Raw genomic sequence first — 15,884 nt, 5'->3', positions numbered from 1 at the left:
GCCGTGGGTGACGGAGATTACCTACTCGGGGCGAGAGGCGGCATCGACCAGGCGGAAGATGAAGGCCGCGATCGCATCGCGATTCACCGAGTTCCACGGGCGGTACTCGGGAAGTTCCGCGCCGGTATCCCATCCGGTGGAGATGCCGGTCTCGGCCATCCAGGCCATCGCGACGAAGTGTTCGGTGCCCTCCGGCACGTCATCGAACCAGACATAGCCGGGCTCGAACCCGAAATCGGGCTCGCCGGCGAAACGGTACAGGAACGCCGCCATGGCATCGCGGTTGACCGAGGTGTAGGGACGGAAGGTCCGCTTGCCTCCGGCCTCGGCCCACCCGGTGCTGATACCGGTGGACGCCAGCCACTCGATCTCCTTGTAGAAGGGGCTCGACGGCGTCACGTCGGTGAACGTCTGCTTCGCGGGCGGCGTGAAGTCGGGCTTGTTGGCCAGACGGTAGAGGAAGGCGGCCATGGCGTTGCGGTTCATCGGCTGCAGGCCACGGTAGGTGTGAGTGCCGTCGCCCTCATCCCAACCGGTCGACAGACCGGTCTGGGCCATCCAGTCGATCTCCATGCCGAACTGGTCCTCGAAGTAGTCCGAGTCGGTGAACGGGTCGCCGCCGATGCAGTCGGGAAGGCTGAGCATGGTGTCCCAGTCCTCGCCAGTGCTGGTTTCGGCCCAGACCCGGACGGTCGCCGCGTCCTGGATCGCCACGGCCGCCTGGACCGTCTGACCGGACTCGGCGTTGACCGTCTCCCATGCCTGCGGACGCTCATTGATCCGCGTCACCGCGACCTTGGCCCATCCGGCGGCGTCGGTGTCGTTCGTGACTTCCCACTCGACGCCACCCTGGAGGCCACCACCCTCAACGTCGGCACAGAAGGGGAACACATCCGCGTACACCCCGGCGTCGGCTGACGCGAGCGCGACACGATTCTTCTGCCCCGCGCTGGACGCCTCCGCGAGACTGACCGGACGGGCCTTGACGACGTCGCCGGGATTGACGGGGGTGTAGCTGGGTGCGGCGAGGGCGCCGGGTGCGGTCGCCGCGAGCAGGCCCATGGTGGCCAACCCGACGCCGAGAGCACGAACGATGTGCTTCATGATGTCCTCTTTCACAGATGGCATCCACGCGGATGGCCTACCCCAACCAACACCGCCGACCGAATCCAGGTCAAACGCCGTTGCGCGGCCCATTCACAGCCGGAGTGAAATTGAAATCCACGCCAACGCGGGAGTCCATCAGATTTCACTCACACCCATTCACTTAAGAAGACGTGACAGCCGCCGGTCGGCGAGGAGCTTCCCGCTGGTCTGGCATCCGGGACAATAGTTGAGGAACGAGTCGGCGAAACTCACTTCGGCGATCGGAGTGGCGCAGACCTCGCACGGCGCGCCCTTACGTCCGTGCACCCGCAGGTGCGTGCGCTTGCTGTCCTTCAATGCCGACGGGCGCGCGCCGGCGGCCCGCTCGACGGCACGCGTCAATTCACCCCGGACGGCGGCGAACAAAGCCGTCACCTCCTCCTCGCTCAGCGAGCCGGCCAGTTTGAACGGGCTGAGGCGCGCGGCGAGAAGAATCTCGTCGGAATAGGCGTTACCGATCCCGGCGAACACCGACTGATCCTTGAGCAGCCCTTTGAGTTGGGTGCGCGGGTGGGCGGCCAGCACCGCGGCGAAGTCATCGCGGCCGAAGTCGCCGGCCAACGGGTCGGGCCCGAGGCGTCCGATCCCCGGCACCTCGTCCAGGCCGGCGACCACATAGACGGCCAGGTGCTTCTGCGTGCCGGCCTCGGTCAGTGTGAAGGCGACCTCGCCGGGGCCGGACGGGTCATCGGACGACCCCTCGGCCGCCGGATCAGCCGGTTCCCCCGCGAAAACGACCCGCAACGCGAGCGGGCCCTTGCCTGGACGCACGGGCGTCGCCGGGGCCGGATCGTGCCAGGTCAGCCACCCCGCGCGCGCCAGATGAAAGACCAGCCAGGTGCCACCGGCGTCGAGGGCAAGGAACTTGCCGCGCCGCTCGACCGCCTCCACCTCGGCACCGTGCAGTGCGCTGAGCGGAAGCGCGAAGGTCTTCAGCGCACTGAAAGCCGCCAGGTCGGCGCGCACCACCGTCCGGCCGATCAGGTTCGCGGCCAGGAACGAGCGCAGGGCCTCTACCTCGGGCATCTCCGGCATGCCTTTCACCCTAGCCGCGGGCGCCTCGCCGGGGAACCGTCCGGCACGCCGCCAGAACGCACCGGTTCTGCATGCCCCAGCCCGCTGAAGTCGATCGGCGGCAAGGACAGCGCCTCGTCGAGCAGGCGCAGGTAATCGGGGCGGTCGACCTCGACCGCGCCCAGCGAGGCCAGGTGGTCGGTGACCCATTGCACGTCGAGCAGGCGGCCCTCCACCCCGTCGTTCATCAGTGCCACCAACCCCACCAGCGCAACCTTCGACGCGTCGCGCCCGATGCGCGGGTCGTGGAACATCGACTCCCCCGCGAACAGCCCGCCGAGGCTGACGCCGTAGAGGCCGCCGGCCAGGTCACCCTGCGGCGTCCAGGCCTCGATCGAGTGGACCAGCCCAAGGGTGTGCAATTCGGTGTAGACGCCGACGATGCGCGGGTCGATCCAGCCACCCGGACGCCGCGGGTCGGCGCACGCGGCGATCACCTCGGCGAACGCCTGGTCGGCGGTGACGACATATCTCTTGGCGGACTTGCGCAACGAGCGCGGGACGCGCACGTCGTCGAGCGGAAGGATTCCGCGGCGCACCGGCGACCACCAGCCCATCGCGTCCGGCCAGCCCGATTCGGGCAGCCCCATCGGGAACACCCCTGCGCGATAGGCCTCCGCGACCAGATCGGCGTCGAATTCGGCCGACATGGCGATCAGGTCCTGCGCGGGCCACGTGGCCTCAGGACCGAACACCGTCGACAACCTCATGCGGGCAGTCTGGCACGCGCCGAGTCCGGCCCGCACCGCCCGGACCGCCTGCGGCCAGGCCGCCGGGGAGGCGTCCGGGCCATCACCCATCGCCGCCCGCGCCCGAGCGCCTAGGCTGTGCCCATGACCGAGAACGTTCCCGAGGAGCCCCGCACCATCGTTGCGCGCGCCTCCGAGGGTGCGGGTAACGCGTTGCGAACCCTGCTGGAGATCGCCATCAACGGCTCCGGCGTCCTGCCCGGAGCGAAGACCGCCGCGGCCAAGCAACTGGTCAAGGCCGATTCGGTCGAGGAAGCCGTCGAGGCGCTCGTCCTGGGCCACGCCGGCCTCGCCGCCGCGCAAGGTTTCGTCACCAATCTGGGCGGACTGGCCACCATGGCGGTCGGCCTGCCCGCCAACATCGCCGGACTGGCCGTGGTGCAGACCCGGCTCGTCGCCGCGATCGCGCACCTGCGCGGCTACGACATCGACTCCCGCCAGGTACGGACGGCGCTCGTCCTCACCCTGCTGGGCGCCGACGGCGTCGACCGCCTGATCCGTCTCGGCACCCTGCCCACCACACCGCTCGCCATCGCGACCGCCCCCGTCTTCGACCGGTCGCTCGACCGGGTGGTCAGCGAGAAAGTGCTGGCCTCCCTCGCCGGACGGATCGGCGGACGCAACGCCGCCGTGCTGTTCGCCCGCCGCATCCCCTTGCTCGGCGGTGGGGTGTCGGGCGCGATGGACGGGGTGGCCACGGTCGAGATCGGCGCCTACGCACGCGAGCAGTTCGTCCGCCGGCGCCGCCTCACTCCCGGCTGATCCCGGCGGTTCCCATCGGGAGCGCCCCTGGCCCGCACGGACAGGGTGAGGCCCCGGACCGATCTGCTGCGGCCAGCGCCGGCCCGGTCTACGATCAGAACAAGGTCACCTTCTTCACCCCTGCGTGGCCCCAGAATTGAGGCAATGATGCGTCGGTCCATCCTGCTACGGCTGTTCTCACTACTGCTGGTGCCAGCCCTGCTCTTCACGTCCGCACCCCCGGCACAAGCGGCGACACCCACGTTCGTCGATGTTCCCCAGGGAACCCAGTTCCAGCGAGAGATCGAGTGGCTCGCCACTCAGGGCATCTCCGAAGGCTGGACCGAGAACGGCAAGCGGTACTACAAGCCGCTCCAGCCCATCGCGCGCGACGCCATGGCTGCTTTCCTCTACCGCTTCGCCGGACGCCCCGCGTACACCCCGCCGGCCACCTCGCCCTTCGCCGACCTCAAACCCGCCGACCAGTTCTACAAAGAGATCACCTGGCTGTACTCCACCGGTATCACCACCGGCTGGGTCGAGAACGGCAAGCGCTACTTCAAGCCGCTGGCCCCCATCGCCCGCGACGCCATGGCCGCCTTCCTCTACCGCTACTACGTCCGTGCCACCGGCGACACCAGCTTCGACCCCAATGGCTGGGACTTCTTCGACGATGTCTCCTCCCAGGACGCCTTCTTCAAGGAGATCACCTGGGTCGCTTCGAACGGCATCTCCACCGGCTGGCTCGAACCGCGTGACACCGGCCTGTTCAGCTTCTTCCGCCCGCTCGATTCGGTGAAGCGCGACGCGATGGCCGCCTTCCTGTTCCGCACCAGCCTCGTCCTCGCGATGCACGGTGACACGCCTCAGCGCGGAAACATGCCTGCGGGCTTCTCGTTCACCGACGTGACCCGCCAGTCGACCGACTTCGGACCGCTCATCCTCTGCTTCCCCCAGCGCATCCCCTATTACGCCAGCCTCGGCGCCCGCACCGCGGGACGGATGGTCGAGAACGGCGGCGGTTACGGCGATGAGGGCGAAGAGCACTACTACTCCGAGGCCGCGCTGGTCTTCCCGACCGCGGCGGCCGCGCAGCAGTACGTGGCGGACATCGCGGCGGCGTCCGCCACGTGCGCCAGCTCGGGCTACCCGGGCTTCGAGTCCCGCACCACGCAACCCACCGGAAACTGGACCGAAGCCATCTCCACGATCAGCCAGTTCGCCGATACCTGGACTCCGTGGGGTACCGAATCGCTGGTGGCGCGGCGGGGCCGCAGCGTCGTCCATGTGTTCTATGCCGCGCAGCCCATCGAGGCACCCGACTCGATCACCCAGGAGGCCCGCACCACCGCGACCACGCTGCTCGACAAGTTGCCGGGCTGACCACCAGCCCCCACGTGGTGGACGGCACGCTCGCCGCAGGCCGTCCACCACCACACCATTGATCCGGCGCCCCGCCTGACCGACGCGTCCCTTAACCGGTGGCCTGGCATCGCCTGGAACCACCGGTTAAGTTCGTCCTTAACTTTGGCTGAACGTTGTCAAAACCGAGGAGTGCTGGTTTACCATCGAGCACCAGGCCACGCTTCGCCACGGCGGTACGGACCACGAATCGAGGCAACGATGCGCCACCCCGCATGCTCCGACTGCTCACACTGCTCCTCACCGCAGCACTGCTCCTCACGCCCGCGCTGCCAGCACGGGCAACAACGCCGCTTTTCAAGGACGTGCCCTACGACAGCCAGTTCCACTACGAGATCGAATGGCTGGCCTCGCAGGGCGTCTCCACCGGATGGGTCGTCAACGGCGACCGCTACTACCGGCCGCGGCAACCCATCGCCCGCGATGCCATGGCCGCCTTCCTCTACCGATTCGCCGAACACCCCGCGTTCACCCCACCGGCTGTCTCACCGTTCGCGGACCTGAATCCAAGCGACCAGTTCTACAAGGAAATCACCTGGGTCGCCGAGTATGGCGTGGCCACCGGCTGGAGCCTGGGCAATGACATCCAGGTCTACCGTCCGCTGGACACGGTGAGGCGAGATGCCATGGCCGCCTTCCTCTTCCGCATCGACCCCGTGATCACCATGTTCGGGAGCGGTCCACAGCGCGGCCCCATGCCCGAGGGTTTCAGCTTCGTCCATGCCACGCGGCAGTCAGAGGATTACTGGCCCCTGTCGCTGTGCCGCTGGACGTACACCTCGTTCACCGCGAGGAGTTTCAACGCTCGCACAGGCGGGCGCATGGTCGAGCATGGCCAGTACGGAGACGAGGGCGAAGACCACTACTACGCCGAGGCCGCGCTGGTGTTCCCGACCGTCGCCGCGGCGCAGGCGTACATGGACGACGTCAACCGTGCGTCCCTCGTCTGTTCGGTCGAGACCTCGATCGGCACCGCGACGACGTCCTATCCCACCCACAGCGGCTGGGACCAGGCTGTCGTCACCCTCAGCGGCAACGACCGCGGCCGGCCGCCCGGGGGAACCGAATCACTGATGGCCCGGCGCGGCGCCCATGTCGTCCACGTCCTCGACAGGCGCGAACTCGCCGAGTTGCCCATCTCGATCTCGGAGCGCACCCGCACCACCGCCATCACCCTGCTCAACCGGCTATCCGCCTGAGGGCATTCCTAGCGCAGATGCGCCGGGCGCTGCAGGAACAACACGGCGATCACGCCGAGCAGGATCGCCGCGTTCGGTAACAGCAGCGCCTGGCTCATCGCGGCGGCGAAACCGTCGGCGACCAGCGGCGGCAGGGCGCCCTGGCCGAAGCCCTCGGCGTCCGCTGCGCCCGGAAGGTGTGCAGCCAACCGGTTCTGCATGAACGCGGCGATCGCCGCCGAGCCGAGCACCGAGCCAACGGTGCGGGTCGTGTTGTAGACACCCGAACCCGCGCCGGCCTGGTGGGGCGGAAGGTCGCGGTTCGCGGTGGTGGCCAGCGGACCCCACATGCCCGCATTGCCGATGCCCATCAGCGCCGACGGGATCAAGAACATCCAGATCGGTGTCTGCGGCGACATCAACAAGGCGTACCCGCCGAGCCCGAGCGCGACGAAACCGAGCCCGGGCACCAAGAGCACCCGCGGGTCGTGCCGGTCGAGCAGGCGTCCGGCGTAGGGGGCCAGGACGCCGGACAGCACCGCCTGCGGGATCAGCAGCATCGCCGACTGCGTCGGCGACAGCCCGCGGGCCAGCTGCAGGAAGAACATCAACGGCAGCGACATGCCGGTCACCGTGAAGCCGACCGCGGCCACGCCGATGTTCGACACGGTGAAGTTGCGCAGGCGGAACAACGACAGCGGCACCAGCGGTTCGGAGCGGGTGCGCGCCTGATACCGGACGAAGACCGCCATCACGGCCACCCCGGTCGCGATCATGCCCCACACCCATGGCGCCCAGTCGTGCTGCTCGCCCTCCTGCAGCCCGAACACGATCAGGAACAGCCCGGCGCCGCTGAGCGCCACCCCGGCCAGGTCGAAGCGGTGGTCGTGGGTCTCCAGGGCGGGGACCAGGCGCATCGCCAGGATGAAGCCGACCACGCTGACGGGGAGATTGATGAAGAAGATCCACTCCCAGCCGAAGCCGTCGACCAGGAAGCCGCCCAGCAGCGGGCCGACCAGCGCCGCGACCCCGGCGGTGGCACCCCACAGCCCCATCGCCGCGCCACGGCGGTCGGCGGGAAAGGTCCGCGCGATCACCGCCATCGTCTGCGGCGCCACCAGCGAGGCGCCCAGCCCTTGCACGGCGCGCATGATGACCAGCATCTCCAGGCTGCGGGACAGGCCGCACCCGAGCGAGGCCAGCGTGAACACGGTCAAGCCGGTGAGGTACATCTTCTTGGGGCCGAACTTGTCGCCGAGGCGTCCGGTGACCAGCAGCGGCACCGCGTAGGCGAGCAGGTAGGCCGAGGTGACCCACACCACGCGGTCGAGATTGGGCGTGTTGGGGTCGAGAGCGGCCTTGATCGCCGGGTTGGCCACCGACACGATCGTCGTGTCGACCAGGATCATGAAGAACCCGATCACCAGCGCCCACAGGGCCGGCCACGGATTCTCGGGGAGCGAGGGGCCGCTCGCGACGGGTTCAGTGCGCACGGCGAGCGACTGTACGCCCCGGACGCCCGATCGCGGCGCGGTCCTGCGATCCGGCCGCGACCGCCCCGGCACGCGGGCCGTCCGGATCTGATCGTGGGCAGCGCCGGCGGGTGGTCAGGGGCGAGCGGCCGTCCGGCCCACCCGGCCGGTGATCAGGCAGGTCACCTCATAGGGAATGGTGCCCATCAACTCGGCGATCTCGGCGACGGTGATCTCCTCCTCGCCTTGCCGTCCGACCAGCGTCACCACCGCGCCGGGCGCAAGCGCGGCGTCCGGGCCGAGGTCGACCATGGCCTGATCCATGCACACCCGGCCCACGAGCGGGAACGACCGGCCGCCGATCAGCACCCGCCCGCGATTCGACAGCCGCCGGGAATACCCGTCGCCGTAGCCGACCGGGATCGTCGCGATCTGCGTGTCGCGTGCGGACGCCCAGGTGCGGCCGTAGCCGACCGTCTCGCCCGCGGCGACGCGCTTCACGAACGAGACCCGGGTGGTCCATTCCAGGCCCGGCCGCAATGCGACGGTATCGGGCGTGGCCGGATCGGGTTTGGAGCCGTAGATCATGATGCCGGGGCGCACCAGGTCGAACCAGGCGTCCGGGTGCATCATCACCGCACCCGAGTTGGCCAGGTGGGCCAGCTCGACCCGCCCGCGGGCGGTGGTCACGGCGTCCAGCACCGCGGCGAACCGCGCGATCTGAGCCTGGGTGAACTCCCGGCCGTCCTCGGTGTCGGACACCGGCAGGTGCGAGAACAGCCCGCGCAGCCGGACGCCGGCGGCGTCCGCCCGGCGGGCCAGGCCGGGCGCGTCGGCGGGTTCGCAGCCGATCCGGCGCATGCCGGTGTCGACCTTGAGGTGCACCGACGCCTGCCGCCCCAGCGCCGACGCCACCCGCGCGACCTGGTCGATGCCGGCGGCGTCCACCACCGCGAGATCGACCTCGCGCTCGACGCACGCGGTGATCTGGGCCTCGTCGAGCGCCTGGCTCAGTTTGAGCACCGGCAATCGCACCCCGGCCTCGCGCAGTGCGACCGCCTCACCGGCGGTCGCCACCCCCAGCCAGTCGGCGGACGCGGTGGCCTCGATCATCCGGGCCACGTCGGCGAGGCCGTGACCGTAGGCGTCCGCCTTCACCGCCGCCAGCACCCGCCGGCCGCCCACCCGGGCGCGGACGCCGGCCAGGTTGGCGGCGATGTGATCGAGCCGGGTGGTGGCGATGCTGGTCGCGAGATCGTCCATCGCCAGACTCAACGCTGCCGGAAATCGCCGTCGCGGCGCGAGGCGATCTCATCGACGCGGTCGTGGATGCGGATCAGCGCGACGATCGCCTCGAGGATGAAACGCATATAGGCGATGAACAGCAGCGCAGGGATCCAGCCGAACAGCAGCGCCACCACGCCCATCGCCGGCCCGCCGGCGTAACGGCCCGCCCCGAAGCCGGAGATGATCGCCATCACCCAGACGAGCACGGCGCCGACCACCGAGAGGATGTAGACGACCTTCACGATGCCCGGGGTCGCGAACTTGGTGAACCCGAAGTCGAACAGGGCGGCCAGCGGGTTGGCGTCATGCCGCGACGGCGGCATCGGCGGGGCGGCCCAGGTGGGCGGCGCCTGCGGCGGCGGAACCGACCCCGCGCCGTAGGGCGCATAGGGGGCCTGGCCGTAGGACTGCGGCGGCTGATCCGCCTGCTGCGGGTCGGTGTAGGGCTGCTGCGGGTCGCCGTAGGCCTGCGGGGCGGAATACGGCGGCGTGGGCGCGCCGTAGGGGTTCGCGGACTCGGCCGGCGACGGCCAGGGGCTGTCGGACGGCGCCGCGAACGGCGGAACGGGATCGCCCGTGGGAGGCTGCCAGGACTGATCAGGACGCTCGGGGTTGTCAGCGTTGGTCATGCGTCCATTAGATCAGAGCCCACCGACAACCAAGCGGCCACCGGGCAATCGGCCGGACGCCGGCGCTCAGAACAGCAGCGAGAGCCCCGGATCCTCCAGGATCGTGGCCACGTCGGCGAGGAAACGCGAGGCCTGCTCGCCGTCCAGCACCCGGTGGTCGATGGTGAGGGTCAGCTTGGCCACCGAACGGATCTCGATGCGTTCCTCCTCGCCGGTACCGACCACCCACGGCCGCCGGTTGAAGGTGCCCAGCAGCAGGATGGCCGACTCGTTCGGGTTGAGGATCGGCGTGCCCCCCTCGACCCCGAACACGCCCACGTTCGTGATGGTGAAGGTGCCGTGCGCGGCGTCCGAGGGGGTGATCCGGCCCTCGCGCACCTTCGCGACCAGGTCGTTGAGCGCGTGGGTCAGCTTCAGGATGTTGTGCTCGTTGGCGGCCTTGATGTTGGGCACGATCAGCCCGCGCTGGGTGGCGGCGGCGATGCCGAGGTTCACGTCCGGGTGGACGATGATCTCCTGGCGCGCCAGGTCGAGCGTCGAGTTGACCTCGGGATGCTGGGCGAGCGCCAGGCAGACCGCCTTGGCGAGCACCACGATCGGCGAGATGCGTAGCCCCGAGAACTCCCGGCGCGCCTTGAGCTGGTCGATGAGCTCGACGGTCTTGGTGACATCGACGTCCATCCACACCGACGCCTGCGGCACCTGCACCGAGGCCTGCATGGTGTGCAGCATCTGGCGCCTCACGCCGCGGATCGGAATGCGGGTGGGACCCTTGCGCCCGCTCGCCTCACCGGCTGCCGCCTGCGCCACGTCGGTGGGCGTGATCAGGCCGCCCGCCCCGGTGCCGGCCACCGTGCCCAGATCGATGCCCAGGTCGCGGGCGAGCCGGCGCACCGCCGGTTTGGCCAGCGGACGCCCGACCGGATCGGTCGCCACCTCGGTGCTCGCCGGACGCCCCTCCTCGGGACGCGGCAACGGCGGTTCCTGCGGCTCGCCGGTCACCGCGGGCGTCGGGTACACCTCCTCGACCCGGTGCCCGGGAGCCTCGTCGAGTCCGTAGCTGTCGTGCACCTGATCGGTCTCCGGGGTCGCCATCGTGGCGCCGCCCTTGCGCGGACGCCGGGTGACCCGCGCGGACGCCGTCCCGTACCCCACCAGCACCGACCCGGACCCCGCCGGCGCGGCGGGAGCGGAGGGCGCGGCCTGCGCCGTGGGAGCGGTAGGCGCGGCGTGCGCCGTGGGAGCGGCGGGCGCGACTGGAGCGGACGCCGTCGGCTGCGCGGCGTGAGCCGCCGGGAACACACCCGCCGCACCGGAGACCGGGGCGCCCACCGTCGGCTCGGATGCGGGCTGCGCCGACACGGCGGCCGCGGCGTCCGTGTTCGCGGGACCCAGCGGACCGCCGGCGTCCGCGGACTCGCCGGGAGCGAGAATCGTCATGATCACCGACCCGACCGGGACCGTGTCGCCCTCGTTCGCCAGCAGCGCGCCGACGATGCCCGCCTCGGGGGCGGGCAGTTCGACCAGCGACTTGGCCGTCTCGATCTCGATGACGATGTCGTTGACCTTCACCTCATCGCCCGGCTTGACCAACCAGGTGACGATCTCGGCCTCGAGCAGGCCCTCGCCCGGATCGGGCAGTTTCATCTCGAACATGTCGCTCCTGTTCAGTACGCCAGGGATCGGTCGACGGCATCGAGGATGCGGTCGAGGTCGGGAAGGTACTGGGCCTCTACTTTGCTGGGCGGGTAGGGCATGTCGTAGGCCGCCACGCGCAGCACGGGTGCTTCGAGCGAGAAGAAGCAGGCCTCCTGGATGCGGGCGGCCATCTCGGCGCCGATCCCCAGAGTGCGGACCGCCTCGTGCACCACGATGGCGCGGCCGGTCCGTTCGACCGACGCACGGATGGTGGCGTCGTCCAGCGGCGACAGGCTGCGCAGGTCGATCACCTCAAGTGAGCGGCCTTCGGCTGACGCCGCGAACGCGGCCTCGACGCAGGTCTTCACCAGCGGACCATAGGTGAACAAGGTGGCGTCGTGGCCCTGCAGCACGGTGCGGGCGGCGTCCAGGGCGAGCGGCGGCTCGCTCAGATCGACCTCACCCTTCTCGTGGTAGCGCCGCTTGGGTTCGAGGAAGATCACCGGATCGTCGGAAGCGATCGCCTGCTGGATCATCCAGTAGGCGTCCAGCGGCGTGGACGGGGAGACGACCACCAGGCCGGGTGTGTGCGCGAAGTAGGCCTCGGGTGACTCCGAATGGTGCTCGATCGCGCCGATCGCGCCGCCGTAGGGAATGCGGATGACCATCGGGACGCCGAGGCGTCCCATCGAGCGGAACCGCATCCGGGACACCTGCGAGACGATCTGGTCGAAGGCCGGGTAGACGAACCCGTCGAACTGGATCTCGACCACCGGCCGGTAGCCGCGCAGCGCCAGTCCCAGCGAGGTGCCGACGATGCCGGACTCGGCCAGTGGCGAGTCCACGACCCGCTCGGCGCCGAAGTCGCGCTGTAGGTGCTCGGTGATCCGGAAGACGCCGCCGAGCTTGCCGATGTCCTCCCCGGCCAGCAATACCTTGGGGTCGGCCTCCAGCGCGCGGCGCAGGCCCGCGTTGAGCGCCTTGGCCATGGTCATGGTCTCACTCACGCCTCATCCTCCTGCTCGAAGCTGGCCTCATAGGCGAGGTACTCGTCGCGCTGGGTGGCCAGGCCGGGCGGGGTGTCGGCGTAGACGTGCTGCCAGTAGTCCTCCAGCCGTGGGACGGGTAGTTCCAGGCAGCCTTCGCGAATCCGGACGCCGAGGGCTTCGGCTTCGGCGTCCAGCGCGTCGAGCCAGGCCTGGTCGATGGCGCCGCGCCCGAGCAGGTAGCCGCGGACCCGGGCGATCGGGTCCCTGGCCTTCCAGCGCTCCTCCTCCTCGCGGCGGCGGTACTTGGTGGGGTCGTCGGAGGTGGTGTGCGCGCCCATCCGGTAGGTGAACGCCTCGACCAGAGTGGGGCCCTCGCCGCGCCGGGCGCGATCCAGCGCCCACTCGGTGACCGCCTGCACCGCGAGCACGTCGTTGCCGTCGACACGGACGCTGGGAATGCCGAAGCCGGCCGCGCGCCGGTAGAGCGGAATCCGGGACTGCACCTCGATGGGTTCGGAGATGGCCCACTGGTTGTTCTGCACGAAGAAGACGACCGGCGCCTGATAAGAGGCCGCGAACACCAGCGCCTCGCTGACATCGCCCTGGCTGGTGGCGCCGTCGCCGAAGTAGACCAGCACCGCCCCGTTGTCGGACTGGTCGGCGTTACCGACGAGTCCGTCGCGCTGCATGCCCATCGCGTAGCCGACCGCGTGCAGCGACTGGGTGCCGATCACGAAAGAGTAGAGGTGGAAGCGGTGGGCGCGGGAATCCCAGTCGACCATCGCGGTGCCGCGGAAAGTCTTGAGCATGTCGAGCGGGTCGATGCCGCGCATCAGCGCGACCGAGTGCTCGCGATAGCTGGGGAACACCTCGTCGAGCCCGGCCACCGCCGCCCCGGACCCCACCTGGGCGGCTTCCTGGCCCAGCGCCGGCGGCCACAGGCCGAGCTGGCCCTTGCGCTGCAGCGCGGTTGCCTCGGCATCGAATCGGCGCCCAAGCACCATGTGGCGCAGGTTCGCGGCGATCACGTCGTCGTCATGCCGGAACTCGAACACCGGATCGCTGACCCGCTCCCCTGCCGGGGTGAGCAACTGGATGAACTCGTGCCCGCGCTCGATGCGGGTACCGCCGGGCGTCGTGGTGACTTCGACGGGCTGTGAACCGGGAGTGCCGGTGACATCCGCGGGATCGGAACCGGAGGTCGTTCGTGTGACGGTCACACCCTGACTATACAGTTACGTAACCGTAGGTTTTGCTGAGGTGGTCGCGACAGCGTGGTCATTTTCTATGTCCAGATTCATCGCCCGGCACATTCCCCCTAGTCGTAGCACCCCGTCTCCGATCTGGACATAGAAAAAGACCACCACCCCCGCGACACCCCTCACCCCACCGCGTACCGGCCACCACCATCGGGCCGGCACAGGCCCCGGGCACGGGAACCCCTGGTGTGGAAGGCGGCCTCCGGCTAACCTTTCAAGGCTTTGACCCGCGACCGAGGAGCCCGATGGCCCACGCCGACTACCGGCGCAGCTTCACCGCCGTACTCGTCAACACCCTGATCGCCAACGTCACCACCAGCTTCTTGTGGTTCTGCGTCACCTTCTGGATGTACCTGGAGACACGCAACGTGCTGGTGACCTCGATCCTGGGTGGCACCTACATGCTCGGACTGGCGATCTTCGGGGTCCCGTTCGGGAGCTGGATCGACCGCACCCGCAAGAAGACCGTCATGGTGATCGCGCAGATGATCACCACCGCGTGTTTCGCGGCGGCGGCCGCGGTCTACTTCGCCTTCCCGCGCGAGGAGCTGCTGCGCCTGGGCAGCCTCCCGTTCGTGTTGTTCATCCTGCTGTTGCTCACCGGCGCGATCATGGAGTCGGCGCGCGGGATCGCGTTGTCGACGGTGGTCACCTTGTTGGTGCCCGACGGTGAGCGTGACAAGGCCAACGGCATCGTCGGCATGGTGAATGGGCTGTCGTTCATGATCACCTCGGTGATCGCGGGGCTCGCGGTGGGCCAGCTCGGTATGACCGCCGCCCTGCTGATCTCACTGGGGCTGACCGCGGCGTCGCTGGCGCACATGGTCACCGTGCCGATCCCGGAGGCGGAGATCGTGCACGCCGATGGCGCACCGAAGCCGGTCGACTTCGCGGGCGCCTGGCGGGCGGTGCGCAAGGTGCCGGCGCTGATCTGGCTGATCCTGTTCTCGACGTTCAACAATCTGCTCGGCGGCGTCTACATGGCGCTGCTCGACCCGTACGGCCTGTCGCTGATGTCGGTCGAGGCGTGGGGGTTCGCGTTTGGCCTGGTCGGCATCGGGTTCCTGGTCGGCGGGGGGCTGGTCGGTAAGTTCGGCCTCGGCGTCCGCCCGTTGCGCGCCCTGCTGCTGGCGAACATCGTCATGTGGATCGTGGGGGGGCTGTTCACGATCCGCGAGTCGGCGCCGCTGCTGATCGTCGGCCTGTTCGCCTACATGCTGCTCATCCCGGTGGTGGAGGCCGCCGAGCAGACGGTGCTGCAACGGGTGGTTCCCCTGGAGACCCAGGGGCGCGTGTTCGGGTTCGCGCAGAGCATCGAGGTGGCGGCCTCCCCGGTGAGCTCGTTCCTGATCGGCCCGATCGCGCAGTTCTGGCTGATCCCGCTGATGGACAGCGATGCGGGCCAGGCCACCTGGGGGTGGCTGCTCGGCCCGGGCGAGGCGCGGGGCATCGCGCTCGTGTTCGTGCTCGCCAGCCTGATCGGTCTGATCTTCACCACGGCCGCGCTGCTGTCGAAGCCGTACCGGACGCTGTCGCGGGCCTACCTGGAGGCCCCCGCTCAGGGCGCCTCGGTCTGACCAGGCACCACGGACCACCCCGGACGCCGCACCATCCCCCTCCCCCTCGGGGCATCGCTCAGGCAGACTGAATGCATGATTCGCGCCGTCGTGTTCGACCTTGGCCACACGCTCGCCTCGGGCGAGGGGGTGATCAGCGAGCCGGCGCGGCTGCTCGATGTCGACGAGGAACGGTTCGCCGCGCTCTATCCGGTCGGGCGCGACGCCTACGACCGGGGCGAGTCGGACGCCTCGTACTGGGGCCCGATCCTGACCGCCCTCGACCGGCCGGCAACCCCGGAGAACATCGCCCGGCTGGCCCAACTCGACGCGTCCTTGTGGCTGCGGCTACGCCCGACGGCCCGCCGCCTGCTCGGCGAGGTGCGCGAGGCGGGGCGGACGATCGCGATCTTGTCGAATGCCCCGTTCAGCATCGATATGGCCTTGCTGGACGCCGACTACGCCAACGAGGCCGACTACTGGTTCGTGTCGGCGTCGATGGGTGTCGCGAAGCCCGATCTGGCGGCCTACGACCGGGTCACCGAGGTGCTGGAGCTGGATCCCGCCGAGATTGCCTTCCTCGACGACCTCGAGGTCAACGTCGAGGCAGCCAGGCGCGTCGGCTGGCAGGCCGCGGTGTGGACCTCGGACGCCGACTCCCGCGGTTGGCTGATCTCCCTCGGCGTCCTCGACGACTGAGCACTCCGGGCCACGATCGCGTGCGGCTGCCCGCCTCGCGTCCCG

Annotated in this window: 14 protein-coding genes; 5 read left to right on the top strand and 9 right to left on the bottom strand. The window is 69.6% G+C overall.

Annotated elements, in window-relative coordinates:
- Nucleotides 1-21: 21 nt before the first annotated feature.
- From QM708_RS09195 to aat, 3 genes are all read right to left on the bottom strand, one after another.
- Nucleotides 22-1,104, bottom strand: coding sequence for an S-layer homology domain-containing protein (locus QM708_RS09195; RefSeq protein WP_415107165.1), 1,083 nt, complete (start codon nt 1,102-1,104; stop codon nt 22-24).
- Nucleotides 1,105-1,263: 159 nt separating this feature from the next.
- Nucleotides 1,264-2,181 (bottom strand): Fpg/Nei family DNA glycosylase, encoded by a 918-nt coding sequence (locus QM708_RS09190; protein ID WP_415107162.1) that lies wholly within the window; start codon nt 2,179-2,181, stop codon nt 1,264-1,266.
- A gap of 5 nt (nt 2,182-2,186) precedes the next feature.
- Nucleotides 2,187-2,930 (bottom strand): leucyl/phenylalanyl-tRNA--protein transferase, encoded by a 744-nt coding sequence (aat, locus tag QM708_RS09185; protein WP_415107160.1) that lies wholly within the window; start codon nt 2,928-2,930, stop codon nt 2,187-2,189.
- Nucleotides 2,931-3,053: 123 nt separating this feature from the next.
- On the opposite strand from aat, the gene QM708_RS09180 reads away from it, so the two are divergent.
- From QM708_RS09180 to QM708_RS09170, 3 genes are all read left to right on the top strand, one after another.
- Complete coding sequence (locus QM708_RS09180; RefSeq protein WP_415107157.1) at nt 3,054-3,731, top strand: hypothetical protein; 678 nt, start codon at nt 3,054-3,056, stop codon at nt 3,729-3,731.
- 144 nt (nt 3,732-3,875) lie between these two features.
- Nucleotides 3,876-5,093 (top strand): S-layer homology domain-containing protein, encoded by a 1,218-nt coding sequence (locus QM708_RS09175; RefSeq protein ID WP_415107154.1) that lies wholly within the window; start codon nt 3,876-3,878, stop codon nt 5,091-5,093.
- 254 nt (nt 5,094-5,347) lie between these two features.
- Nucleotides 5,348-6,331, top strand: coding sequence for an S-layer homology domain-containing protein (locus QM708_RS09170; protein ID WP_415107151.1), 984 nt, complete (start codon nt 5,348-5,350; stop codon nt 6,329-6,331).
- 8 nt (nt 6,332-6,339) lie between these two features.
- On the opposite strand, the gene QM708_RS09165 is transcribed toward QM708_RS09170, so the two are convergent.
- From QM708_RS09165 to pdhA, 6 genes are all read right to left on the bottom strand, one after another.
- Nucleotides 6,340-7,803, bottom strand: coding sequence for a DHA2 family efflux MFS transporter permease subunit (locus QM708_RS09165; RefSeq protein WP_415107148.1), 1,464 nt, complete (start codon nt 7,801-7,803; stop codon nt 6,340-6,342).
- A gap of 114 nt (nt 7,804-7,917) precedes the next feature.
- Nucleotides 7,918-9,045, bottom strand: a complete 1,128-nt coding sequence (gene alr, locus QM708_RS09160; RefSeq protein ID WP_415107145.1) for an alanine racemase — start codon at nt 9,043-9,045, stop codon at nt 7,918-7,920.
- 8 nt (nt 9,046-9,053) lie between these two features.
- Nucleotides 9,054-9,698 (bottom strand): DUF4282 domain-containing protein, encoded by a 645-nt coding sequence (locus tag QM708_RS09155; protein ID WP_415107142.1) that lies wholly within the window; start codon nt 9,696-9,698, stop codon nt 9,054-9,056.
- 66 nt (nt 9,699-9,764) lie between these two features.
- Nucleotides 9,765-11,354 carry a dihydrolipoamide acetyltransferase family protein gene (locus QM708_RS09150; RefSeq protein ID WP_415107139.1) on the bottom strand — a complete coding sequence of 530 codons (1,590 nt, stop codon included), beginning with the start codon at nt 11,352-11,354 and terminating at the stop codon, nt 9,765-9,767.
- 11 nt (nt 11,355-11,365) lie between these two features.
- Nucleotides 11,366-12,331 (bottom strand): alpha-ketoacid dehydrogenase subunit beta, encoded by a 966-nt coding sequence (locus tag QM708_RS09145; RefSeq protein WP_415111365.1) that lies wholly within the window; start codon nt 12,329-12,331, stop codon nt 11,366-11,368.
- A gap of 8 nt (nt 12,332-12,339) precedes the next feature.
- Nucleotides 12,340-13,545 (bottom strand): pyruvate dehydrogenase (acetyl-transferring) E1 component subunit alpha, encoded by a 1,206-nt coding sequence (gene pdhA / locus QM708_RS09140; protein ID WP_415107136.1) that lies wholly within the window; start codon nt 13,543-13,545, stop codon nt 12,340-12,342.
- Nucleotides 13,546-13,829: 284 nt separating this feature from the next.
- Here pdhA and QM708_RS09135 point away from each other — a divergent pair, with 284 nt between their 5' ends.
- Both QM708_RS09135 and QM708_RS09130 read left to right on the top strand, forming a co-directional pair.
- Nucleotides 13,830-15,161 (top strand): MFS transporter, encoded by a 1,332-nt coding sequence (locus tag QM708_RS09135; RefSeq protein ID WP_415107133.1) that lies wholly within the window; start codon nt 13,830-13,832, stop codon nt 15,159-15,161.
- 75 nt (nt 15,162-15,236) lie between these two features.
- Nucleotides 15,237-15,839 (top strand): HAD family hydrolase, encoded by a 603-nt coding sequence (locus tag QM708_RS09130; protein WP_415107130.1) that lies wholly within the window; start codon nt 15,237-15,239, stop codon nt 15,837-15,839.
- Nucleotides 15,840-15,884 lie beyond the last annotated feature (45 nt).

This window comes from Propioniciclava sp. (assembly GCF_047602245.1).
GTDB lineage: Bacteria > Actinomycetota > Actinomycetes > Propionibacteriales > Propionibacteriaceae > Propioniciclava.
The sequence above is the reverse complement of the archived record's forward strand: the minus strand, read 5'-3'. Positions and strand labels throughout refer to the sequence as shown.

Coding starts and splice junctions, on each gene's coding strand:
- QM708_RS09195 (WP_415107165.1), bottom strand. CDS start 1,104: ATGAAGCACATCGTTCGTGCTCTCGGCGTCGGGTTGGCCACCATGGGC.
- QM708_RS09190 (WP_415107162.1), bottom strand. CDS start 2,181: ATGCCGGAGATGCCCGAGGTAGAGGCCCTGCGCTCGTTCCTGGCCGCG.
- aat (WP_415107160.1), bottom strand. CDS start 2,930: ATGAGGTTGTCGACGGTGTTCGGTCCTGAGGCCACGTGGCCCGCGCAG.
- QM708_RS09180 (WP_415107157.1), top strand. CDS start 3,054: ATGACCGAGAACGTTCCCGAGGAGCCCCGCACCATCGTTGCGCGCGCC.
- QM708_RS09175 (WP_415107154.1), top strand. CDS start 3,876: ATGATGCGTCGGTCCATCCTGCTACGGCTGTTCTCACTACTGCTGGTG.
- QM708_RS09170 (WP_415107151.1), top strand. CDS start 5,348: ATGCTCCGACTGCTCACACTGCTCCTCACCGCAGCACTGCTCCTCACG.
- alr (WP_415107145.1), bottom strand. CDS start 9,045: ATGGACGATCTCGCGACCAGCATCGCCACCACCCGGCTCGATCACATC.
- QM708_RS09155 (WP_415107142.1), bottom strand. CDS start 9,698: ATGACCAACGCTGACAACCCCGAGCGTCCTGATCAGTCCTGGCAGCCT.
- QM708_RS09150 (WP_415107139.1), bottom strand. CDS start 11,354: ATGTTCGAGATGAAACTGCCCGATCCGGGCGAGGGCCTGCTCGAGGCC.
- QM708_RS09145 (WP_415111365.1), bottom strand. CDS start 12,331: ATGACCATGGCCAAGGCGCTCAACGCGGGCCTGCGCCGCGCGCTGGAG.
- QM708_RS09135 (WP_415107133.1), top strand. CDS start 13,830: ATGGCCCACGCCGACTACCGGCGCAGCTTCACCGCCGTACTCGTCAAC.
- QM708_RS09130 (WP_415107130.1), top strand. CDS start 15,237: ATGATTCGCGCCGTCGTGTTCGACCTTGGCCACACGCTCGCCTCGGGC.